Source organism: Bradyrhizobium sp. SZCCHNR2028, assembly GCF_032380995.1.
GTDB lineage: Bacteria > Pseudomonadota > Alphaproteobacteria > Rhizobiales > Xanthobacteraceae > Bradyrhizobium.
The window spans coordinates 602,009-624,477 of sequence record NZ_JAUHJF010000001.1; the positions used below are offsets into that span (position 1 = coordinate 602,009).

Annotated in this window: 15 protein-coding genes; 8 read left to right on the plus strand and 7 right to left on the minus strand. The window is 67.1% G+C overall.

Features of this window, described 5'->3' with window-relative positions:
* Positions 1-6: 6 nt before the first annotated feature.
* The gene (locus tag QX121_RS02775) at positions 7-1,170 is read right to left on the minus strand and encodes a cysteine desulfurase family protein (protein WP_315811106.1); all 1,164 of its coding nucleotides are present in this window, start codon (positions 1,168-1,170) and stop codon (positions 7-9) included.
* Between the two features lie 115 nt (positions 1,171-1,285).
* Here QX121_RS02775 and QX121_RS02780 point away from each other — a divergent pair, with 115 nt between their 5' ends.
* Both QX121_RS02780 and QX121_RS02785 read left to right on the plus strand, forming a co-directional pair.
* On the plus strand, positions 1,286-2,137 hold the full coding sequence (locus tag QX121_RS02780) for a LytTR family DNA-binding domain-containing protein (RefSeq protein WP_315811107.1): 852 nt from the start codon (positions 1,286-1,288) through the stop codon (positions 2,135-2,137).
* Positions 2,138-2,455: 318 nt separating this feature from the next.
* Entirely contained in the window at positions 2,456-3,103 is a 648-nt protein-coding gene (locus QX121_RS02785) for an alpha/beta hydrolase (RefSeq protein WP_008971476.1), read from the plus strand.
* A gap of 327 nt (positions 3,104-3,430) precedes the next feature.
* Here the strand turns inward: QX121_RS02785 and QX121_RS02790 are convergent, their stop codons facing one another.
* Both QX121_RS02790 and QX121_RS02795 read right to left on the minus strand, forming a co-directional pair.
* Positions 3,431-4,108 (minus strand): glutathione S-transferase family protein, encoded by a 678-nt coding sequence (locus tag QX121_RS02790; RefSeq protein WP_315811108.1) that lies wholly within the window; start codon positions 4,106-4,108, stop codon positions 3,431-3,433.
* Between the two features lie 81 nt (positions 4,109-4,189).
* Positions 4,190-5,293 (minus strand): anhydro-N-acetylmuramic acid kinase, encoded by a 1,104-nt coding sequence (locus QX121_RS02795; protein ID WP_315737801.1) that lies wholly within the window; start codon positions 5,291-5,293, stop codon positions 4,190-4,192.
* Between the two features lie 193 nt (positions 5,294-5,486).
* Between QX121_RS02795 and tyrS the strand changes: the two genes are divergently transcribed.
* From tyrS to QX121_RS02810, 3 genes are all read left to right on the plus strand, one after another.
* Complete coding sequence (tyrS, locus tag QX121_RS02800) at positions 5,487-6,740, plus strand: tyrosine--tRNA ligase (protein WP_315737800.1); 1,254 nt, start codon at positions 5,487-5,489, stop codon at positions 6,738-6,740.
* Positions 6,741-6,796: 56 nt separating this feature from the next.
* On the plus strand, positions 6,797-8,056 hold the full coding sequence (locus QX121_RS02805) for an MFS transporter (RefSeq protein ID WP_315811109.1): 1,260 nt from the start codon (positions 6,797-6,799) through the stop codon (positions 8,054-8,056).
* 149 nt (positions 8,057-8,205) lie between these two features.
* A complete protein-coding gene (locus QX121_RS02810; protein ID WP_315811110.1) occupies positions 8,206-9,903 on the plus strand; it encodes a methyl-accepting chemotaxis protein in 1,698 nt (565 codons plus the stop codon).
* A gap of 52 nt (positions 9,904-9,955) precedes the next feature.
* On the opposite strand, the gene QX121_RS02815 is transcribed toward QX121_RS02810, so the two are convergent.
* The gene (locus tag QX121_RS02815; protein ID WP_315811111.1) at positions 9,956-13,666 is read right to left on the minus strand and encodes a DUF3971 domain-containing protein; all 3,711 of its coding nucleotides are present in this window, start codon (positions 13,664-13,666) and stop codon (positions 9,956-9,958) included.
* Positions 13,667-14,180: 514 nt separating this feature from the next.
* Between QX121_RS02815 and QX121_RS02820 the strand changes: the two genes are divergently transcribed.
* On the plus strand, positions 14,181-14,867 hold the full coding sequence (locus tag QX121_RS02820; protein WP_315811112.1) for a peroxiredoxin: 687 nt from the start codon (positions 14,181-14,183) through the stop codon (positions 14,865-14,867).
* A 105-nt stretch (positions 14,868-14,972) separates the two neighbouring features.
* Entirely contained in the window at positions 14,973-16,331 is a 1,359-nt protein-coding gene (locus tag QX121_RS02825; RefSeq protein WP_315811113.1) for a peptidoglycan DD-metalloendopeptidase family protein, read from the plus strand.
* Here QX121_RS02825 and QX121_RS02830 read toward each other — a convergent pair whose 3' ends face one another.
* Complete coding sequence (locus tag QX121_RS02830; RefSeq protein ID WP_315737794.1) at positions 16,332-17,498, minus strand: trans-sulfuration enzyme family protein; 1,167 nt, start codon at positions 17,496-17,498, stop codon at positions 16,332-16,334.
* 249 nt (positions 17,499-17,747) lie between these two features.
* On the minus strand, positions 17,748-18,875 hold the full coding sequence (locus tag QX121_RS02835) for a pyridoxal phosphate-dependent aminotransferase (RefSeq protein ID WP_315780599.1): 1,128 nt from the start codon (positions 18,873-18,875) through the stop codon (positions 17,748-17,750).
* A gap of 107 nt (positions 18,876-18,982) precedes the next feature.
* Here QX121_RS02835 and QX121_RS02840 point away from each other — a divergent pair, with 107 nt between their 5' ends.
* Positions 18,983-20,419 (plus strand): PLP-dependent aminotransferase family protein, encoded by a 1,437-nt coding sequence (locus QX121_RS02840; protein ID WP_315811114.1) that lies wholly within the window; start codon positions 18,983-18,985, stop codon positions 20,417-20,419.
* Between the two features lie 207 nt (positions 20,420-20,626).
* On the opposite strand, the gene QX121_RS02845 is transcribed toward QX121_RS02840, so the two are convergent.
* Positions 20,627-21,874, minus strand: a complete 1,248-nt coding sequence (locus tag QX121_RS02845) for a LysM peptidoglycan-binding domain-containing protein (protein ID WP_315811115.1) — start codon at positions 21,872-21,874, stop codon at positions 20,627-20,629.
* Between the last annotated feature and the right edge of the window lie 595 nt (positions 21,875-22,469).

Here is a 22,469-nt window from a genome sequence, read left to right on the forward strand (position 1 = left end):
ACGCCCTTAGAATCGCTCAAGCACGGTTTCGTCGCCTCCTTTAAGTAGGGTCAATGACAGCTTTCGCCAAGCCTGGACGCAACGATCGACCTCCGCCTCCGTGGTGGACCAGCCCAGACTGAGGCGCACCGCTCCCTGGGCCGCTGCGGAACTGGCGCCCATCGCTTCCAGCACATGGGACGGCTGGACCTTGCCGGACGAACACGCCGAGCCGGAAGACACCGCGATCCCTTCGAGATCGAAGCCGATCACGGCCGTCTCGGCCTTGAGCCCCGGTGCGGTGAACAGCGTCGTGTTCGGAAGCCGCGCCGCTTCGGACGAAAATACCGTCACGCCAGCGGTCTGACGAAGGCCCGCTTCCAGCCGGTCGCGCAGCGCCGTGATCCGGGTCAGGTCCACCTCGCGCGAAGCCAGGGCAGCGCCGGCCGCGGCGCCAAATCCAGCAATTCCGGCCACGTTTTCGGTTCCAGCCCGGCGACCGCGCTCCTGGCCGCCACCGCGGAGAACCGGAATCGGCTCCTCCACGCCGGCGCCCAGGACCAGAGCGCCGACGCCCTTGGGTCCGCCGATCTTGTGCGCAGAGATGGTCACAAGGTCCGCGCCCATCTGCTTGATATCGAGGGGTATTTTCCCGAATGCCTGGATCGAATCGACGTGCAGCACGCCGCCCGCCTGGTGCACCATCTCGGCGACTTTCGAAACCGGTTGAAGCAGCCCGGTCTCGTTGTTGGCGGCCATGACGGACACCAGCGCCGGCGGCCCGCCGGCCAGCAGGGCTTCCAGGCGTCCGAGATCGACCACGCCGGAGGAGTCGACCGGGATCGTCTGCACTACTGATGGCGCGAACCGGCCGCCGGCCAGCACCGAGGCATGCTCGACCGCAGACACCAGCAGCCGCTCGACCGGGCCGGCCGGCGCGCGCAGGCCTGGGCTCAAGGCGAGCACATTGGCCTCGGTTCCGCCGGAGGTGAACACCACGCGGCGCGCGACGGTGCCGAGCCCCCGGGCGATCACCTCGCGGGCCTCCTCCGTCAGCCGCCGCGCCTTGCGGCCTTCGGCGTGAACCGACGAGGGATTGCCGACCAGATCCATGGCGGCGAGAATCGCCGCGCGCGCTTGCGGTCGCAGCGGGGTCGTCGCATTCCAGTCGAGATAGATCCTGTCGGCCATGGCTCGTTCTTATCAACTCGGGACACGAACGACCATCGCTCGCCCGCGCCATGATGATGCGCGACGGCCAGCGTGATATCGTCGGGCGCGAGATTGAGATAGCGGGTCCGGTGCCATGAACAAGCTTGTCGGCTCGATGCTGCGTCCGAATGATCGTACCTTCTACGCGATCATGGCCGGGCTCTCGCTCGGCATCGGCGTCGTCAACGCCCTTTCCGCCGCCCACGATGCCGTCAGGCGGGGCGCGGCCTATGATCTGGAAAAGCAGTTGCTGTGGGAAATGACGAGCATTGTCGTCATCATCCTGCTGGCGCCGCTGCCGGTCGCCACCGTTCGTTCCATCCGGCTGGGCCCGGCCGCCATGGCACGTCATATCGCGCTCGCCGTCGCCGCCGTCGTCGTCGCCTTCTCTGCGCTTCACATGATCGGCATGGTGACGCTGCGCAAGCTGCTGATGTGGACCGCGGGCGGCGCGTACGACTTCCAGCTCTCCCTTGCCACCATCGTGTACGAGTTCCGCAAGGACGTCATGACGGCGCTGCTCATCGGTGGCACGCTCTGGCTGTACGACGGCTATCGCGCGAGCGCTGTCCGAGAGCCGACACGGCGATCCGAGCCTCCTGCCCCTGCCACGCTCTGGCTGCGCGACGGCCCGAGCCGCATCCGCATCTCGCCGGCCGACATCCTGTGGGTGGCCGCGGCCGGCAACTACGTCGAATATGCCATGGCCGACGGCAGGCGGCATCTCATCCGCGGCACCTTGTCGGCCGCCGAGGTCGAGCTCGCCCGCTTCGCGCTCGTCCGCATCCACCGCGGCCGGCTGGTCAACATGGCCCGGGTCGCCGCGCTTTCGGTCCTGCCAACGGGCGATTTCGGCCTGACCTTCGACAACGGACAATCCGTGCAGGGCAGCCGCCGCTATCGCAGCGCCGTTGCGCAGCTGGAGCAGACGGCGTCGCTGCGCTGAACGGCCGGGCTGCAGACGAAAACGCCAGTATTTTCATAGAATTGCAGGCGCATTCGGATGACGTTCCGCGGCCGCTTCGCCCCGCCGCTGTATCGGCGGCCCGGTCTGCATCCCTGCCGCAGCCGCCTTGCCGGGCGTTGAAAATCCTTGCTTTTTGCCCCGCGCTCCATGCTAGAAGGCCAACTTCCAGTCACGCCAGCGCTGCTCCGTCCAAGCGAACGGATGGCGCTCGATCACCACTTGTCCTGCGGAATTCGTCGGCGAGGCGCCAGATGAAGCTCGGACGAAGTCGGTCGACGCTCTGCCAAGGATTCTCTGATGCCTGAAGTCATCTTCAACGGTCCGGCCGGCCGCCTCGAAGGCCGTTACCATCCGGCGAAGCAGAAGAACGCGCCGATCGCGATGATCCTGCATCCGCATCCGCAGTTCCACGGCACGATGAACCATCAGATCGTGTACCAGTGCTACTACGCCTTCGCGCATCGCGGCTTCTCGGTGCTGCGCTTCAATTTCCGCGGCGTCGGCCGCAGCCAGGGTTCGTTCGATCACGGCACCGGCGAGCTGTCCGATGCGGCCTCCGCGCTCGATTGGGCGCAGACCATCAACCCCGAGGCTCGCGCCTGCTGGGTCGCCGGGTTCTCGTTCGGCGCCTGGATCGGCATGCAGCTTTTGATGCGCCGCCCGGAGGTCGAGGGCTTCATCTCGATCGCCCCGCCCGCCAATCTCTACGACTTCTCGTTCCTGGCGCCCTGCCCGTCCTCCGGGCTGATCGTGCATGGCGAGCGCGACGCGGTGGTGCCGCCCAAGGACGTCAACACGCTGGTCGAGAAGCTGAAGACGCAGAAGGGCATCGTGATCGACCAGCAGGTCATCCCCGGCGCCAACCACTTCTTCGACGGCAAGCTCGAGCCGCTGATGGAAACCATCACCGCCTATCTCGACATGCGCCTCGCCAATGTGAGGTGAGGTCGGCGCGTCGTTGCAAAGCCCTCGATCTGTAGGGTGGGCAAAGGCGCGTCCGACACTCCGTCAACGCGGATGGTCGCAACGCGCCGCGCCCACCATCTTCATTTGGCGGCTCGGAGACAATGGTGGGCACGCCTGCGGCTTTGCCCACCCTACGAACTACGAACTGCCGCCACATCCTCCGCCGTCATCGTCCGCAGGCGGGTGATCCAGTGCGCCGCGGCTTCTCAGTTCGTCACCGGCGTCTCGGAATACTTGATCGTCCGCCTGCGCGGACGATGACGCTGCGAGTGGAGCCGGCACCTTCCATGACAACGTCGTGCCTCTCTACGCCGCCTGCTTCAACAAATACGCATCGTGCCGCGCGAGGAACGCGCGCAGCAGCTGCGGATAGTCGACGCTGACCGCCGTCCTCACGCTCGGCCGCTGCGCGAGTTGATCGCGCCACGCCCGAACTTTCGGCGTGGACGCAAAGATGCCGAGATCACCGTACGCATCGAACACATCGAAGTAGCGGAAGATCGGCGCGAACACGGCGTCGACCAGGCTGAAACGCGCGCCGGCAAAATACGGCCCCTCGCCCAGCGCATCCTCGACGCGAGCAAACTTCGCCGTCAGCGCCTCGCGCTTGGCGGCGAACAATGCGGCATCCTGCGTCGTCTCCAGGCCCCAGAGATCGCCGAGGATCGCTGAGCCGAACTCCATCCAGGCCCGATGCTGCGCGCGGACCAGCGCGTCCTCGGGATGCAGCCTCACAGCCGGCTGCGTCTCCTCGATGTACTCGCAGATCACGTTGCTCTCGAACAGCGCCACCTCGCCCTGGCCCAAGGGTACCACCAGCACCGGCACCTTGCCGAGCGGCGAGATCTTCAGGAACCAGTCGGGCTTGTTGGCGAGATCGATGTCGATCCGCTCGAATGCGACGCCCTTTTCGTTCAGCGCAATGACGGCGCGTTGCACATAGGGGCAGAGCTTGTGGCTGATCAGCTTCAGGACAGGCGCCATGACATCCTCGGCAGTTTGATGCAGATGCATCAAACTAGATGCATACGCATCGAACTGTCAAGGTTCATGCAATTGCATGAATCAAGGGCGCGCAATGACCCCGCCGGTCATCGGAAACGGCACGCCTGTGGTAGTGGGATAGCTCAGCGGCAGGCCCTTCATGCCGCGTACCGCCAGGAAGCCAAACGCCTGGGCCTCGATGGCGTCCGCCGACCAGCCCAGCGCATCGGCCGATTCGACGCTCGCCGGCGCGACACGCTCGCGCAGCATCCGCATCATGGTATGGTTGCGGGCGCCGCCGCCGCAGACGATCCAGCTCGCCGGCGGCTTCGGCAGCAGCGGGATGATGCGGGCAATCGCTGCGGCCGTGAACGCCGTCAGGGTCGCGGCCCCGTCCGCCGGCTTCACATCGCCCAGCTTCAGCGCGGCAAAATCGTTGCGGTCGAGAGATTTCGGCGGCGGCAGCGCGAAAAAGGGCATTTCCAGCGCGCTGGTGATCCAGGCCTCGTCCGGGTTGCCCTGCTCCGCCACGCGGCCATCCTGATCGAATGCTTGGCCCGTGGTCCGGTGCATGAAGTCGTCGAGCAGCGCATTCCCGGGACCGGTGTCGCAGGCGATCAGCACGTCGTCGCCGTCGATATAGGTGATGTTGGAGACGCCGCCGATATTGACCACGGCGATCGGCCCCGCGCGCGACAGCGATTGCGCCAGGGCGCGGTGATAGACCGGCACGAACGGCGCGCCCTGCCCGCCGAAATCGACGTCGGCAGCGCGGAAATCGTGCATCACCGGGATATGGACGGACTTGGCGAGCGCGGCCGCGTCGCCGATCTGCACGGTCAGGCGGCGTTCGGGGCGGTGCAGCACGGTCTGGCCATGAAAGCCGATGATATCGATGTCCTCGGGCTTCAGCCGGTGCTGCGCCAGGAACGCGGCGACCGCCTCGGCATGCGCCACCGTCACGACGCGCTCGGCGTCGCGCACCCGTCCGGGGCGCGCATCGCGCCGCTCGATCTGCACCGCATCGGCGAGCGCCTCGCGCAGCAGGCTGCGCTCCGCAGCGCTATAGGCCCGGTAGCCCGAGGGACCGAGGCTCTTGATCTGCCGCCCATCGGTCTCGATCAGGGCCACGTCCACCCCGTCGAGCGAGGTGCCACTCATGAGGCCAAGTGCGGTCAGAATCATTGCAGTCGAACCTAAAAACCCTGCCCTGCTTGCCAAGTACGGCCGATTTGAGGTCCCGCCCAGGCCGTGCACATGCTTGTACAAGCCCGGCGCATCTTATAATGCCACAACGCCCGTATCCGTGGCATGTGCCCCCCGCACGTCCCCGCGACAAGCGGTCAATACCGTAAACAAATGCTCAGAGTCGCCGACAATGACTGGCTTCAAGTCTGATTTCCTGAACGTGCTGCAGAGCCGCGGGTTCATTCATCAGTGTTCGGATTTCGAGGGGCTGGATGCCCTCGCCGCCAAGGGCCAGGCGACCGCCTATGTCGGCTACGACTGCACCGCACGCTCGCTGCACATCGGCAACTTCCTGACCATGATGATGCTGTACTGGCTGCAGCAGACCGGGAACAAGCCGATCACCCTGATGGGCGGCGGCACGACGATGGTCGGCGATCCCTCCGGCAAGGACGAGACCCGCGCGATGCGCACGGTCGAGGAGATCGAGGCCAACAAGGCGTCGATCCGCGGCGTGTTTGCCAAGGTGCTGCGCTACGGCGATGGCGCCACCGACGCCATCATGCTCGACAATGCCGAATGGCTGACGCAGCTGAAATGGATCGAGATGCTGCGCGACATCGGCCGGCACTTCTCGGTCAACCGCATGCTGACCATGGACTCGGTCAAGCTGCGGCTCGAGCGCGAGCAGGAGATGAGCTTCATCGAGTTCAACTACATGGTCTGCCAGGCCTACGACTTCGTCGAGCTGGCGCGGCGCACCGGCTGCCGGCTGCAGATGGGGGGCTCCGATCAGTGGGGCAACATCGTCAACGGCGTCGAGCTCGGCCGCCGCATGGGCACCGAGCAGCTGTTCGCGCTGACCACGCCGCTCTTGACCACCGCGTCCGGCGCCAAGATGGGCAAGACCGCGCAGGGCGCGATCTGGCTCAATGCCGACCAGTGCAGCCCGTATGATTTCTGGCAGTACTGGCGCAACACCGAGGACGCCGACGTCGTCAAGTTCCTCAAGCTGTTCACCACGCTGCCGCTGTCCGAAATCGAGAAGCTCGCTGCACTGCAGGGCGCCGAGATCAACGAGGCCAAGAAGGCACTGGCCGATGCGGCCACCACCTTGCTGCATGGCGAAGAGGCGGCGCGCACCGCTGCCGAGACCGCCCGCCGCACCTTCGAGGAAGGCGCCATCGCCGAGAACCTGCCGACGGTCGAGGTGCCGCAGGCCGAGCTCGACGCCGGCCTTGGCGTGCTCAACGCCTTCGTCAAGGCCGGCCTCGTCGGCTCCAACGGCGAGGCGCGGCGGCAGATCAAGGGCGGTGGCCTGCGCGTCAACGACGTTGCGGTCACCGACGAGAAGATGGCGCTGACGCCGGCGGCGCTGACCAGCGAGGGCGTGATCAAGCTGTCGCTGGGCAAGAAGCGCCACGTGCTGGTCAAGCCTGCATAGCCGCATTCCTTTTTGCCTGCTTGTCAGGGAAGGCCGAAAGGCGCTCCCATGACGGCATGACGAGCAGCGCGCCGCGAGAGCCTGCGCAAGCCGAGGAAACCCCGACAGCTCCACCACGACTGCGCATGGCGTTCGTGGTGCTGGGTCTCTGCTTTGCGCTATCGGTGATCGGCCGCGGGCTGGGAGAAAGCTTCACCGTCTTTCTCAAGCCGATCTCCGACAGCTTCGGCTGGGATCGTTCCGAGGTCGTCTCGATCTATTCGCTGACGGCGCTCGCCGGCGGCCTCGCCGCTCCGCTGATCGGGCGGCTGTTCGACCACTCCGGACCACGCGCCGTCTATGCGCTCGGCCTCCTGCTGCTTGGTTCAGCCTTCACGGCCGCCGCGCACGCGCAGGCGCTGTGGCAATTCCAGATCAGCATCGGCCTGTGCGTCGGCATCGGCATCGCGCTGATCGGCAACGTCCCCAACTCGATCCTGCTGGGCCGCTGGTTCGGCAAGAAGCTGCCGACCGCGATGGCGGTGATCTATTCCGCCACCGGCGCCGGCGTGCTGATCCTGCTGCCGGGCTCGCAACTGCTGATCGACGCGATCGGATGGCGCAGCACATATCAGGCGTTCGGCGCCGCCGCCTTCATTCTGCTGGTGCCGCTGGCGCTGCTGCCCTGGCGGCTGTTTGCCGCCGGCGCGCCCCACATCACCAGGCCCGTCGCCGACGAGCTCGCCGACGATGCCTGGACTTTGTCGCGGGCGCTGCGCCATCACGCCTTCTGGGCGTTGTTCTCAACCTTCTTCTTCACCGCCGTTGGCATGTATGCGATCGCACCGCAGGTCGTCGCCTATCTGATCGACGCCGGCTTCGCGCCGCTGCAGGCCGCCACCGCCTGGGGCTTCTCGGGCGTGGTGCTGCTGTTCGGCATGCTCGGCGTCTCGGCCCTCGATGGGTTGATCGGCCGACGGCCGTCGGTGCTGTTCTCCTACGCCGTATCGATCGCAGGAATCCTGATGCTGTGGGCGTTGCAATTCTCGCCGAACATCTTCCTGCTCACCGGCTTCGTCGTCTGCTTTGGCAGCATGATCGGCTCGCGCGGACCGCTCCTGTCGGCCACCGCGATGAAGATCTTCCGCGGCAAGCGGCTCGGCACCATCTACGGCACCATCACGATCGGCAGCGGGCTCGGATCCGCGCTGGGATCGTGGAGCGGCGGCGTCATCCACGATCTCACCCACGGCTACGATGCCGTCATTCTGCTCGCGCTTGTGAGCGTCGTCATCGGCATGATCCCGTTCCTCGTGGTTCCTGCCCTCCGCACGTAGTTGCGGTCGGGCCATCCGCGCACGATGTGCTGGGACGCGCCTGATTGCCGCGTCAGTCCACATAGTGGACTCGGCTCGACAGAGCCGCATTCATGATTAGTAAGCAGCTTGATGATAGTTGTTCCGGCAACAACAACGAAGAGGACGCCGTGACACTGCTCAGCCGCATGAAGTTCCGCACCAAGCTTGCAAGCATGGTGATCCTTGCGATCGCAACGGTGATCGCGATCGTGGCCGTCTCCGGTTGGCTCAGCCGCGCGCGCATGCTGGAGGACCGCATCACCCAGATGCATACGGCGGTCGACCTCGTCTACGGCCTCGCGGAGACGCTGCAGACGGAGGTCGCGGCAGGAAAGATGTCGGTGGACGAGGCCAAGAACAAGTTCCGCTATCTTGCGCGTCGGATGACGTTCAACAACGGCCAGGGATATCCGATCGCCTACAACGCGTCCGATTCGGCGCTTCTTCTGAACGCCGCCAACGAGAAGCTGGAAGGCAAGATCCTCGGCACCAAGGACGCCAACGGCGTCATGATCGCCGATGCGCAGATCAAGGCTGCGCAGCAGAAACCCGAAGGCAGCACGACGTCCTATCTCTATCCCCGGCCCGGCCAGACCGAGCCGCTCAGGAAGGTCGTCTTCGTCCGCAGCTTCGCGCCGTGGAACATCGTCATGAGCTACGGGCTCTATGTCGACGACATCGAGGCGGATGTCTATGCACTGCTGATGCGGCTCGCGGGGATCGGCGCGGCGCTGCTCGTGCTGCTCGGCCTCCTGTCCTTCCTCATCTCGCACAACGTGGTCGGCGGGCTGCATCGGCTGAAGGATCGCATGCAGGACATCGCCGGCGGGCGGCTCGAGCAGCCGGTGGCCGAGACCGAGCGTGGCGACGAGATCGGCCGCATGGCCGAGACCCTGGAGGTGCTGCGCAAGACGGCGATCACCGCGCGCATGCTGGAGCAGGAGCAGGCCGCATCCAAGCAGCGTAGCGAAGCGGACAAGCGCGACGCGCTGATTGCGATGGCCGACCGCTTCGATGCCTCCGTCGGCCAGCTCGTCGCCCTGATGGCGTCCGGCGCCGGAGAGCTCGAGGCGACGGCAAAATCGATGACCGGCACGGCAGAGAGCACCAATGCGCGCGCCACCGCCGTCAGCTCCGCGGCGACGGAAGCGAGCTCGCGCGTGCAGACGGTCGCCACCGCTGCGGAGGAGCTGACCTCGTCGATCACCGAGATCAGCCGTCAGGTCGCCCAATCCGCCGAGGTCACCGGACGCGCCGTCGAAAGCGCGCGCCACACCGACGGGATCGTTCGCGCACTGGCCGACGGCGCCAAGCAGATCGAGCACGTTGCCGAGTTGATCTCCAGCATCGCGGGCCAGACCAACCTGCTGGCGCTCAACGCCACGATCGAGGCCGCGCGCGCCGGCGAAGCCGGCCGCGGCTTCGCCGTGGTCGCAGCGGAGGTGAAGAGCCTGGCCAACCAGACCGCGCAGGCCACGCAGGAGATCGGCGACCGCATCGCCCAGATCCAGAACGCGACCAGGGAAGCGGTCGGCGCGCTCGACGGCATCACCCTGACCATCGAGGAGGTGTCGGCGATCGCCGCGACGATCGGATCGGCGATCGAGGAGCAGGGAACCGCAACGGCGGAGATCGCGCGCAACGTCACCCAGACGGCGCAGGCCACCCGCGAGGTCACCGCCAACATCGGCGGCGTCTCGACGGCGGCCAATGAGACCGGAAGCGCCGCCGGCCACGTGCTGATCGCCGCCGGCAACCTCTCCAAGCAGGCCGAGCAGCTCTCCCGCGAGGTCGACACCTTCCTTGCGGGCGTCAGAGCCGCCTGACCGCTTCGATCCGCCACAACGGCGTCGCCAAACGCTGACGCGACCAGCGGCGTCAATTGTTCGGCGGCAGCTCCGCCGGCGGGTATTGCTGCTTGCCGGTGTTGAAGTCCATGATCTTGCGCGTCACGCCCGGCAGCATGGCCGAGATCGGATTGATGCGCACCACAGGCTGGCTCGGCGTGCCCACAACCTCGTAGGTCACGCCGAACAGCCCCTCATTGCTGCCGCCAAGGAACAGGCCGACGATCGGGATCTGGTTGAACATGTTGTTCAGCCCGTACAGCGGCACGATCGTGCCCGAAGCCCGGACCTGGTTGACGTTGTAGTCGATGCTGCCTTCGATGGTCAGGCCGAGCGTCGGTCCCTTGACCACGCCGTCGCGGATCGAGAGTAGCCCGTTCTGCCGCGTGAACTCCGCGCGCAGCATGGTGAAGGCGATGCCTTGCGAGGCGCCCTGTGCGGCGCCTGAGGCAGCGCGATCCAGCGCCTGCTCACCCCTGACGGTGAAGTTGCGAACGATCGCCAGGCCCTCCTTGGGGCTGGTGTCGGCCGTCGGCGGCTCCATCGCAAGCTCCAGCTCGCCGCCTGCCATCTTGGAATAGGTGTCGGCGAACCGCAGCAGCGCGCCGGCATCATTGGTCACCAGATAGATCACCTCGCGGCCCTGGCGGCGTGCCCGCGGATCGGCGCTGGGCGCCTCGCGGCCGATGCGCAGGTCGGCCGTCACCGGCGTGTCGCGGCCGACCTTTCCGCTCAGATTGAAGCTCTTGAAAGCACCGCCGCGCCTGGAGAGCTTGACGTCGACGCTACGCAGCGCCTCGCCGTTGAAGCCGGCGACGGCGCCGAGCTTGACCTCGGCGTCGAAGTCGAGGTTCGAGCGCGCCTTGTTCTTGTCGGCGTCCTTGTTGGTACCCGAGATCGCCGACTTCAGGAAGCCGCGGCCGTCGAACACGTCGCCACGCATCGACAGCTTCAGCACGCCGTCCTGGCCGCGCTCGGCCTTGAGCTGCGTCTTGTCGCCTTCCGACGGCGAATAGGTCGGAAAGTTGGCGTTCATCAGGTCGCCGTTCTGATCGACTTCCAGCGAGCCCTTGATGGAGACGCCGCCGCCTTCGATGCTGATGTCCTCGAAGCGTGTCGATTGCTGCTTGGCGACAACGTTGAAGGTGGCCTTCCCCGATTTGCCCGGATTCTTCACCCAGCCCGGCAGCAGGTTGTCGAGCTTGAGCTGGGTCAGATCGGCCTCGACGCCGATGCGGCTGTCGCGATCGCTGGAGCCCGCGATCTTGCCATTGAGCTTGAGCGGCACGTTGCCGGTGATCGCGGTGCCCAGATCCATGCCGAGCCGGGCCCGGCTGGCATCGTCGAGGATCGCCTGCATCTTGATGTCGGCGTCGCCCTCGGTCGGCTTGCGATAGTCGAGCGTGGCCGGCTGGCCGTTGATCTTGACGTCGCCCTTCACCTGATAGCCGGCGGTGTTGGCCACGATCTTGAGCGTGTTGGCCTCGAGCTTCTGGTTCATCACCAGCTTGTCGGCGGCAAAGCCGTTGAGATCGGCCGTGACCGCGTAACTGGTGTCGGCCTTGGTCAGTTCGCCCTTGACCGGCATCGCGAGATTGACGCTGGCCTGGAACGTTCCCTTGGTCTGGTTGGGATCGATCGGCATCGACGACAGATCGTTGAGCCGGTCGGAGGCGAGGATCTCGGCGGCAGCGGCGACCTGACCTTCGACGCGCATGCGTACCCGCGACGGCGACGGCTTCGGCGCCATGTCCGGCACTTCGAACACGACGTCGGAGAAGTTGAGCTTGCGTCCGGCCGGCGTATCCGCGACGCCCTGCCCGATCGTCACCGTCGCGGTGCGGCCGGTGACATGCGCCTTCACGTCGGCATCGCGCACCGACGGCAGGCCGTCGACCGGATGCACGGTGACATTGGTGGCGACGATGTTGACGTCGAGACCATCGTCGGGAATCGGCGGCCCCTTGCGCGGCAGGTTGCGCGTCGGCGAGTTGACCGCGACATCGATCCGCTGCACCGAGCCGCGTTCGATGCGCTCGATGATCCAGGCCCGCACCTCCGGCACGATCAGCGCCGGCCAGATCCGCTTCATCGCCAGCGCGGGCATCGGCGTCGCCGCGAAGCCGAGCTTCAGCCGCGGCTCGCCGGCATATTCGACGCTGCCGGTGCCGGCGACGCCGATCTCGCCGTTGGACACCTCGGCCTGCGTCAGCAGCACGCGCTTGCCCTCGGTGTCGAAGCGGAAGTTGATCGAGATGCGGTTGAAGATCAGCGGCGGCTCGTTTTCGATGGCGCCGAGCAGAATGGTGCCGCCGTTGAGACCCAGCCGCCAGTCGTTTGCGGTGTCGTTCGGCGGCTCGAGATTGGCGTTGAGCGTGACGCGGTTGGCGCCCGAGATCACCTTCAACGGCGCGACCAGCACGCGGCGCCCGGCATCCCATTCCATGCTGATCTCGGCGGAGTCGATCGCCATCGGATAGTCGGGCGTATCGGTGTCGATGATCTTGCCCGCGCCGATGTTGATCTTGCCGCGCAGATAGGTCGGCAGCCCGTCGCGCGCGAGCTCGCCCTTGATCTCGCCGCTCATGGGCAGGTCCGCCATGTAGGTGAGATCCTTGAGGCGCATCGCCAGCAGGATGTTGCTGGTGGAGACCTTGTCAGCCTTGATGTCGACCGTGCGCACGCCGTTGGCCTGCGGCCCGACCAGAATGCGCAGCTGCCACGGCTTGGCGCCCTCTTCGCCGAGGCTCAGCGCCACCCCGCCGCCGGACGGCCGGCGCAGGCTGAGGCTGATGTTCTCGAACGTCCATTTGTTGCCGCGCTGCTGGTCGTCGACGACCAGCACGCCGTTCTTCAACCCGATCTCGTTCAGGTTCTGGCCATCGAGCCCGGTCAGGCTGAGGCTGTCGAGCCAGTCGAGGCCGGCCAGCAGGCCGTTCTGGGGAGCGGCCGGCGCGGCAGTCGCAGGCAAAGTCGAAGTGGTCGGTGCTGACGGCTGCGAGCCGGCCTGCGGTCCCGGCGCATTGGGCGGTGGCGCGGCCTGTCCCGGCCGCGGGAATGTCGGCGGCAGGCCGGCGTCGCGCTTGGAGGCGACGCCCGTCGCCAGCGGCTTGTTGGTCTCACCCGTCGATACGGTGACGGTGCCGTCCGGCGTGATGCGGATCGCGAGCTCGGCGTCGACCAGCTTGAGGCTCTCGGCGCGCAGCTGGCCCATCAGCAGCGCAGCGCCGGACAGCCGCACCTCGGCCTTGGGCGCGCTGGCGACGATGGCGTGATCCTGATCGCGCACGATGATATCGCGGATCCGGACCGCGATCCGGATCCGGCCGGCGCGCTCGATCTGGGTGCCGCCGACCTCGACAGTGTTGCCGTGGCCGATATTGTCCTCGATCGCCGCCGCGAGCCACGGCGTCGCCAGATCGAGGCTGATCGGGCCCGCACCCAGCCGCAGCCACAGGCCGGCGAAGCCGAGCCCCACGAGCAGCATCAGCGATGCCAACGTGACGACGACCCGCTTGACCATGCGGCCGCCCGGCACGCGCGGGCGCGATCCGCCGAATCGACCGGTGCTCTCGCCCGAATCGGACCGCGACAACAGGCGGCGGCCGCGCTGCCCGGCCCTCTCGTCGGGCTCGGCGGCGGCCTCGTACTGGTCGGCCACATCCCAGTCGGCCTCATCCCACTGTTGGCCCTGGGTGTCCGTTTGCAGATGGGGCCGGTGGGGTGATGTCTGTCTTGCCATTGCCTCTCGGTGCCGGCCCCTCGTGTCCGAAACATTTCGTGCCAATCTGGCCTCGGCCAGGTTGGTCGCCGGTGTAGCCCAGCCCGTTCACGCTGCGCGCGTGCTCACTGCCGGCAGGGCCCGATCCCCCAATGATCCCGTCACGCTTCGGCGGGAGCTGTCAACACGCCTGCCGGCGGTACGCCGGCGGCGCGGACGACGCGCGAAATCCCCGTCACCATACCCCACCGCCGTCAGGTTTGCCCACCTGCTCGCGCCAGCGGACCGGCGCCGCTCCACCGCCGGACGAAATTTTTGGTGGAGCGTCTGATCCGGACGGTACGAGAGTCGTCATTGCACTGTGCTCGACTGCGCTGGTGCTCACGCCTGCTGGTAGCCATGATCTTCCCTTCATCGCAAGAGGCGTGATCCCCTGCGCGCCGCGAAGCACGGATGCCAGATCGATCCCGGGACACCGGACAAGAACCGAGATACTTTCATTTTTGAGCCGCCGAAAGCGACGAAAGGAAGGCGTATGTCAAAGGAATCACAAAAGAAATCCTCCAACCCGGCGTCCTACGGGGCGATTGACGGGAACCGGCTCGCCACCGCGGCCAAGAAGGCCACCAAGAAGACGGCCAAACCGGCATTGACGAAAGCCGCCAAGACGACCTCCGCCAAGACCGCGACGACCAAAGCCGCGCCCACCAAAACCGGGGCGGCGAAGGCCAAGCCCGCGACGCCGGCTGCGGCCGGAACGGGCCTCGCCGAGGGCGCCAAGGCGCCCGCCTTCAAGCTGCCGCGCGATGGCGGCGGAACCGTCTCGCTGGCCGACTATGCCGGCCGGAAACTCGTGCTGTTCTTCTATCCCAAGGCCAATACGCCCGGCTGCACCAAGGAGGCGATCGACTTCACCCGCCTGTCGAAGGACTTCGCCGCCGCCGGCGCCGCCGTGCTCGGCGTCTCCGCCGATTCGGTCAAGGCACAGGACAATTTCCGCGACAAGCACGATCTCGCCGTGCCCCTGATCTCGGACGAGACGCACGAGATGCTGGGGGCCTACGGCGCCTGGGGCGAGAAGTCGCTCTATGGCCGCAAGTTTCTCGGCATCATCCGAAGCACCATCCTGATCGGCGCCGACGGCCGCGTCACCAAAGTGTGGCGCAACGTCAAGGTCGACGGCCACGCCGATGCGGTGCTGGCTGCGACGCGCGCGCTCTGAGAATGCGCCTGACGGCGTTGGCGGAAAATTAACCATGCAGGGGTCAAATCGCTCCCGTAAATGACGCCGCTGGAATGACGATCTCCGGCCGGCGCGGGAGTGCCGATGTCGTATCGTTCCGGCCATCACGCCGAATATCCCCAGCACCATCCTCATGATCGCGGGCACGCCCACCACCATCGGCGTGCACCCGTCAGCCATCCGGCGCAGGTCGCGGCCGCATCGCAGAGCGACTACACGCTGGTGCATGCCGGCAAGCAGGTGCGCATCGGCCCCGTGGTGTTCTGGATCGTGGTCGGCACCGTCAGCCTGCTCGGCCTCTGGTCGGCGGCGACCGCGACCTATTTCGCCTTCCGCGACGACGTGCTGACGCGGCTGATCGCGCGCCAGGCCGAGATGCAATACGCCTATGAGGACCGCATCGCCGAGCTGCGCGCCAAGGTCGACCGCGCCACCAGCCGCCAGCTGCTCGACCAGGAACAGTTCGACCAGAAGCTCGACCAGATTCTGAAGCGCCAGACCGCGCTCGAAGGTCGCGCCACCGCGCTGGGTAGCATGCCCGACGTCACCGGCTCGATCCGTCTGCCGGCGCGCGGACCCGCGGCAACCGAGTCGGCGTCGTCCGCGCCAAAACCGTCGCCGATCAGCGACACCGTGATCTTCACCGCGCCGCCGGACCGCGAGGCCCGGCTCGAATCGCGCAGCCCCGTGATGGCGAATGCGCAGCCGAACCCATCGACCAAGCTCGCCGGCGTCGACAGCGTGCTGACGCGGCTGACGCGCTCGCTCGACCAAGTCGAGGCGCGGCAGATCGCGATGCTGTCCTCGGCCGAGGAGACGCTGGAATCGAAGCTGCGGCGGATGCGCGGCGTCATCACCGACCTCGGCCTCGACATGGGCCAGCTCGAGGCGGCCGCGCCGAAGGGCGGCATGGGCGGCCCGTTCGTGCCGGTCAAGCTCGGCGCCGAATCCGGTCCGTTCGAGCGTCAGCTCTACCGCATCAGCATCACCCGCGCCCAGGTCGAGAAGATGAACCGCGCGCTGTCGCTGGTACCCTATCGCAAGCCGGTCATCGGCGAGGTCGAGTTCACCTCCGGCTTCGGCGTGCGCTCGGATCCGTTCGTCGGCCGCCCCGCGATGCATACCGGTCTCGACTTCCGTGCTGCCACCGGCGATCCGGTTCGCGTGACCGCGAACGGCAAGGTGGTCAATGCCGGCTGGGCCGGCGGCTATGGCCGCATGGTCGAGGTCGATCACGGCAACGGCCTCTCCACCCGCTACGGCCATCTCTCCGAGATCAACGTCAAGATCGGTCAGCAGGTGAAGATCGGCGACATCATCGGCGAGGTCGGCTCGACAGGCCGCTCGACCGGCCCGCATCTGCACTACGAGACCCGCATCGACGGCGAAGCCGTCGACCCGCAGAAATTCTTGCGCGCGGGGATCAGGTTGAGCGCTGGCTGATCAGCCCGCCACCAGCGCATCCAGAAAGCGCGACAGGTCGTCCCACAGTTCGCCCGGCTCCTCGAGTCCGATGCTGAGCCGCACCAATCCTTCCGCGGCATTCCACGGCCGCACCGTGCGGTCGGCGACCACATCCATCGGCGCGATCAGGCTGTGGGTGCCGCCCCAGGAGGCGCCGATCGCGAACAGGCGGACATGGCCGAGCGCCGGATTAATTCGCGCCGTGAACTCCGGCTTGATCACCAGGCTGAACACCGTGCTCGCGGCCTTGAAGTCGCGCGCGAAGATCTCGTGGCCGGGACAGGACGGCAGCGCCGGATGCAGCACGCGCGCGACCGCCGGCGCGGCCTGCAGGCGCTCGGCGAACTCGCGCGCGACCCGGCCGGAATGCGCCATGCGCACGCCCATCGTCTCGATGCCGCGCAGCGCCAGCGCCGCCTCGTCCGGCGAGACGCCGATGCCGAGCACGCCGAGCACCTCCTTCAGCGCTTTGCGCAGGCCGAGATCCCCAACCGTGATCGAGCCGAGCAGCAGGTCGGAATGACCGCCGACATATTTGGTCAGCGCCTCCACTGCGAAATCGACGCCATGCGCCAGCGGCTTGAACAGCAGCGGGCTCGCCCAGGTGTTGTCGCAACCGGTGAGCACGCCCCGCGCCCGCGCGGCCCGCGCGATCGCCGGCACGTCCTGCACCTCCATCGTGCCCGAGCCCGGCGACTCCAGCCAGACCAGCTTGGTGCTGGCGTCGATGAGATCGGCGATCCCGGCGCCGATCAGCGGATCATAGACGCGATGCGCGATGCCGCGCGAGGCGAGATAATTGGCGCACAGATGCCGCACCGGCGGATAGACGTGATCGGGGATCAGCACGGTGTCGCCGGGCTTGAGCACGGCGAGCATCGTGATCGCGACCGCGGCCTGTCCGGACGGCACCAGCACCGTGCGCTCGCCGCCATGCAGCGCGGTGATCTGCGCTTCCAGCGTCCGTGTCGTCGGCGTGCCGTGCAGGCCATAGGTGTAGCCGTCGAGGCCGCGCGCGGCGCGCCCGGCAAAGTCCTGCGGATCGTCATAGACGATGGTCGAGGCGCGATAGGTGGGAACGGCCAGCGACGTGAAGCCGTCATGCGACACGGCAGGATGCTGAACGCAGCGGGTGAGATCGTGCATGGACACCTCGTGAGACAATGCGTGCAGCCATCGTAACGCAAATGCGCGAGGTCAGGGGGTCGGTTTCGATAACCGAAACTGGGGAGTGACCGATCCAACTGAGAAGAGGCCCGCCGCTTGGCGAAAGGTCATCTTGGGGCACCGTCATTGCGAGGAGCGAAGCGACGAAGCAATCCAGAGTCGCACTCGCAGCCCTGGATTGCTTCGCTTCGCTCGCAATGACGGCTGATCGACCGCCATAACGGACGCCTATTTCAGCGCCTGTGAGACGCGCCGCAGCGCCTCGTCGAGTTCGGGCAACGCGAGCACGCCAAAGCCGAGACGGAATACCCGCGCCTCGTCGCCGAACCACGATCCCGGACCGACGCGAGTCTCGCGCTCGGCCAGCTCGCGATGAAAGCGCGCCACCGCCGCGTCCTCGAACATCTCGCGCCTGAGCCTGATGCAGCACAGCGCGCCCGCATCCGGCCTGATCCATTCGAGCAGGCGGGCATGGGCGGCAACGAAGCCGGCGGTGCGCGCCAGACCCTCGGCAAGATGACGGCGCCGCTCGCCCATGATCCCGTCGAGATTCCGCAGGATCGATCGCGCGATCGCCTCATCGACGACCGAGTTCGATATCGTGGTGTTGAACTTGCCGAGCACGAGCTGTGCGCGCAGCGCCTCGTCCCGCGTGATCACCCATCCGGTGCGGATGCCCGGCGCACCATGGCATTTCGAGAACGACGCGCAGCTGATGATGCGCCGATCCAGCGCGACGACGCTCGGACGCGGCTCCGCCTCGCCATGCACGGCCTCGCGATAGGTCTCGTCGACCAGCAGGAACGCATCGGGGCAGATCTCGTCCATCGCCGCGAGCACCTCGCGCAGCTCGGCATCGGACAGCGCCACGCCGGACGGATTCTGCGGCGAGGCCAGGCTGACCAGCCGCGTCCGCGCCGTCAGCAACGAGCGCAGGCGGCCGACATCGAGACGATAGCCGTCATCGAAATGCAGCGGCAGGTCGAGAACGCGCAGGCCCACCGACGCAAGCACGTTGCGCGCGTTGGGAAACGCAGGACGTCCGATCACGACCTCCGCGCCGGGCGCGCTGAGAACGAAGGCCGTCAGGAACAGCGCCTGCATGGCGCCGACGGTGGTGATGACGTCGTCAGCGCCGACACCGTGTCGCGCGGCGATCAGCTCGCGCAGCTCGAGGTGGCCTTCGGTCGGACCATAGCTCAGCACAACATCCGTCAGCGCGTCGCCGAGCCCGTCCGCGAGCAGCTCGTCAAGCCCAAGATCCGGGCCGATGCTCTCGGCGAGATCGTAGCGGACCGGCTGCGAGGTCAAGCTGATGATGTCGTTGTACGGGAAACGGCTGGGCACGTGCGGCATGGCTGAGCTCCGAGTGATGCGCTCAAGCTACCGCCCGGGGGGCTGGGGATGACAGATACAGAGACGCCCGATTGCCACCAGTACAGATTTGCGATTGGATGATCTGTATGGACCAGCGCACCCCGTCTTCGCCGCTCTACGAAGCCCTCGCCGGCCACCTCACGGCGCTGGTCGACGACAACGTCCTGCGTCCGGGCATGCGCGCGCCCTCGGTGCGCGCCTTCGCCGCCCAGCACGGCGTCAGTCTGACCACGGCGGTGCAGGCCTATCGCCTGCTGGAAGATCGCGGCGTGCTCGAAGCCCGGCCGAAATCCGGCTTCTACGTCACGCAGCGGAGCCACCGGCAGCGCGCGCTGCCGACCGCGTCGCAGCCGCCGCAGCGCGCCAACCCGGTGGCCGTCTCCAGTCCCGTCTTCAGCGTGCTCGCCTTTGCCGGCGACCCGACCTATGCGCCGCTGGGCTGCGCCCTCCCGAGCGCCAGCCTGCTCGCCGCCGAGCGGCTCGACCGTCATCTCGCCCGCTGCGCCCGCGTCCATGGCCGCCACTACAACATCTACGCCGATCCGCATGGCGATGCCGAGCTGCGCGCGCAGATCTCCGCGCGCGCACTGCGCCTCGGCCACGCCGTGCCGCCCGATGGCGTCCTCATCACCAACGGCTGCACCGAGGCGCTGAACATCGCCTTGAGCGTCACCACCCGGCCGGGCGACGCGGTCGCGATCGAATCCCCGACCTATTTCGGCCTGCTCCAGGTGCTCGAAGCCCGCGGCCTGCGCGCGCTGGAGCTGCCGACCGATCCGACCCGTGGCGTCGACGTCGCCGCGCTCGACAAGGCGCTCGGCGCGCGCCGCGTCGCCGCCTGCCTGCTCGCCTCGAGCTTCAACAATCCGCTGGGCACGCGCACCGACGATGCCAGCAAGGCCGCCATCATCCGCGTGCTCACGCGCCACGGCGTGCCGCTGATCGAGGACGACATCTACGGCGACATCAGCTTCGGCGACGACCGGCCGCGCCCATTCGCCGCGATAGCCCCGAAGGCCGACATCATCCTGTGCAGCTCGTTCTCGAAGACCATCGCGCCGGGCTATCGCATCGGCTGGCTCGCCTCCAACCGCCGCCACGATCAGATCCTTGCCGCGAAGTTCGCGCTGTCGCTGAGCGGCGCGGCCTTGCCGCAGAAGGCGATGGCGGATTTCCTCGGCTCCGGCGGCTACGACGCCCATCTGCGGCGCATCCGCAAGGTGTTCGCCGCCAACATGGACCGCATGCGCCGCACTGTCGACCGCAGCTTCCCCAAGGAGACGCGGATGACCGACCCCAGAGGCGGCTTCGTGCTCTGGCTGGAGCTGCCCGCGGATTTCAATTCCGACGCACTTTATGACCGCGCCATCCGCGAACGCATCTGCTTCGTGCCCGGCAGCCTGTTCACGGCGACATCAGATTATCGCAACTGCCTGCGGCTGAGCTGCAGCCACGACTGGGACGCACGCATCGAGCGCAGCGTCGAACGGCTGGGGGAGCTGGCTCATGAGCCGCTCGCCTAGACACCGTTTCCTGAGAGCCGGCAACTGATGGGCGGTGGAAGTCTGGCCGTCTCCACCCTCGCCATGCTCCGCGAAAGCGGAGCATCCAGTATTCCGCGGCAGAAGATGCGAACCGCGACGTCTCGGCGTACTGGATCGTCCGCCTTCGCGGACGATGACAGCGATGGTTCAACCATGGATCTGCGCGAGCGGTCAGTTCAGCCCCGCCTAGCGCTTGGCCGGCAGCACGAACACTTGGCCGGGATAGATCAGATCGGGCCGGCGGATCTGCTCGCGGTTGGCACGGTAGATGACCGCATAGCGCGTGCCCTCGCCGAGCAGGCGCCGGCTGATGTGCCACAGACTGTCGCCGCGCGACACGGTGATCGTCCTGGCGCCACCGCCGCGGGCGGGTGATGCCGCCATGTCCTTGAGGTCGGCCGGCGATGCCGCCGCAAGCTGCGTGCGCGCGCCTAGAGCGCTTGCGCTCGCGGGAGCGGCTGCGCTCCCCTGGCCAGCGGCCGCGGGCAGCGAGGCCGTGGTCAGCGTCTCCGGTACGTTCAAAGGCACTTCCGCGCGGGCCTGAACCGTGCCCGATTTGGCATCCACCTCGTCGAGCCGCAACCGGTCCTTGCTGCCCCAGGCGGCGTCCTTGATGGTCGCCGCGAGACGACCGTCAGCACCGGCAATGGCCGAGCTGACCAGGCGATCGTTGAGATAGAGCCGCACCGTCGCGCCGGGCCGGGCCCGTCCACTGACGCGCAGATTTCCGTTCGGCTCGAAGTCCACGGCCTCTATCGCCACGGCCTGAGGCGTCGCCCCCTCAGGCTTCGACAGCACGCGGGTCGGCTGGTCCGGCGCGATCAACGCGACCGTAGGCGGTTGCTTTCGGGCGTCGACCACGACGGCCACGCTCTGCTTGGATGACACCTCGCGGCCGTCGAGCTGCCGTGACCGCAGGGTCAGGTCGAACGCTCCAGCCGGCAAGGGAGGCGGAACCATGGAGAATTGTCCCGATCGATCGGCAACCGTTTGCGCATGCGGCTCGCCGTTGCGCAGCAGTTCGACGGTCGCGCCGGGCGCGGCCCGGCCTGCGACCACGGTCTCCCCCGAGGGCTCCACGCTGACCACGTCGAACGACGGCTCGTCGCTGTCGAGAGCGGCTGGCGCGACCGGCGCCAACAGCGCTGCCAGACCGCTAGCCTGTTGCCGGGCAGTCGCCAGCGCGGCCGCAGCTTGCTTCGCGCCGCCCGGGTCTGCCGGCTCCTGCTCCACCACCGCGCGGCCCGGAGCCGCTGGGGCAGACGCCGCTCGCGGTGCTGCAGCATCCGTCGGGCTTGCGGCCGACAGCTCACGCTTGAAGATCGAAAGGTCGAGATCGATACCAGGCGCCAGCACGATCGCGGCAGCGCCCGCCGCGAGCGCGGCCACGAAACCGCCTGCCCAAAACACGCCTCGACTGATTCCGGTGCTCATGCGTAGCTCCGTCCTGTTCGCGGCGAACACGGAGACGACGGCTCCGCCAGCAGGATGCTCGGTTCGCTCTTAGCACCATGTTCGCCGAAACGCCATCATTCGGCTGAACGGGCCCATGCTCGGCATCATCCCCTTTAGCCGAATACCCCCATGCCATTTTGCTGTTTCTTTTTTCCAGAAATCATGTATGATCTCCCCATCCCGCCTCGTTGCGAGGGGCGTACGCGTCGTCACGGACGTTGGGGCGGGCTGCGGTGGACGTGGGCTGCGATGCACGACGGGCATGGCCGCTCGCGGACGACGAAGTCGCGTGGTCCTGGCGCCCCGATGCTGGCGCTAAGTTCGTGCCGGTGCCGATAAAGTCACGGCGCGGATGACGGGGGCAAGAAAGCCCGGTCCCCGGGGAGATCGCGTATAAGTTGTTAAAACCATCGCGCAGGGAATGCCGGCTACGGCTTTGCCTGTGGTACCTGCCGCCTGCATTTTTTTCGCAGGCGGGCCATGGGTGAGGCCTTCACCCGGCATTCCCTGCGCCCTCGTTTCGAGGGCTCGCTGCCCAAAGCTCGGACGCTTATGCGTCACGAGGCATTTCGCA

Excerpts from the sequence above, each read along its gene's own strand:
- QX121_RS02775 (WP_315811106.1), bottom strand. The coding sequence starts at position 1,170 with ATGGCCGACAGGATCTATCTCGACTGGAATGCGACGACCCCGCTGCGA.
- QX121_RS02780 (WP_315811107.1), top strand. The coding sequence starts at position 1,286 with ATGAACAAGCTTGTCGGCTCGATGCTGCGTCCGAATGATCGTACCTTC.
- QX121_RS02785 (WP_008971476.1), top strand. The coding sequence starts at position 2,456 with ATGCCTGAAGTCATCTTCAACGGTCCGGCCGGCCGCCTCGAAGGCCGT.
- QX121_RS02790 (WP_315811108.1), bottom strand. The coding sequence starts at position 4,108 with ATGGCGCCTGTCCTGAAGCTGATCAGCCACAAGCTCTGCCCCTATGTG.
- QX121_RS02795 (WP_315737801.1), bottom strand. The coding sequence starts at position 5,293 with ATGATTCTGACCGCACTTGGCCTCATGAGTGGCACCTCGCTCGACGGG.
- tyrS (WP_315737800.1), top strand. The coding sequence starts at position 5,487 with ATGACTGGCTTCAAGTCTGATTTCCTGAACGTGCTGCAGAGCCGCGGG.
- QX121_RS02805 (WP_315811109.1), top strand. The coding sequence starts at position 6,797 with ATGACGAGCAGCGCGCCGCGAGAGCCTGCGCAAGCCGAGGAAACCCCG.
- QX121_RS02815 (WP_315811111.1), bottom strand. The coding sequence starts at position 13,666 with ATGGCAAGACAGACATCACCCCACCGGCCCCATCTGCAAACGGACACC.
- QX121_RS02820 (WP_315811112.1), top strand. The coding sequence starts at position 14,181 with ATGTCAAAGGAATCACAAAAGAAATCCTCCAACCCGGCGTCCTACGGG.
- QX121_RS02825 (WP_315811113.1), top strand. The coding sequence starts at position 14,973 with ATGTCGTATCGTTCCGGCCATCACGCCGAATATCCCCAGCACCATCCT.
- QX121_RS02830 (WP_315737794.1), bottom strand. The coding sequence starts at position 17,498 with ATGCACGATCTCACCCGCTGCGTTCAGCATCCTGCCGTGTCGCATGAC.
- QX121_RS02835 (WP_315780599.1), bottom strand. The coding sequence starts at position 18,875 with ATGCCGCACGTGCCCAGCCGTTTCCCGTACAACGACATCATCAGCTTG.
- QX121_RS02840 (WP_315811114.1), top strand. The coding sequence starts at position 18,983 with ATGGACCAGCGCACCCCGTCTTCGCCGCTCTACGAAGCCCTCGCCGGC.
- QX121_RS02845 (WP_315811115.1), bottom strand. The coding sequence starts at position 21,874 with ATGAGCACCGGAATCAGTCGAGGCGTGTTTTGGGCAGGCGGTTTCGTG.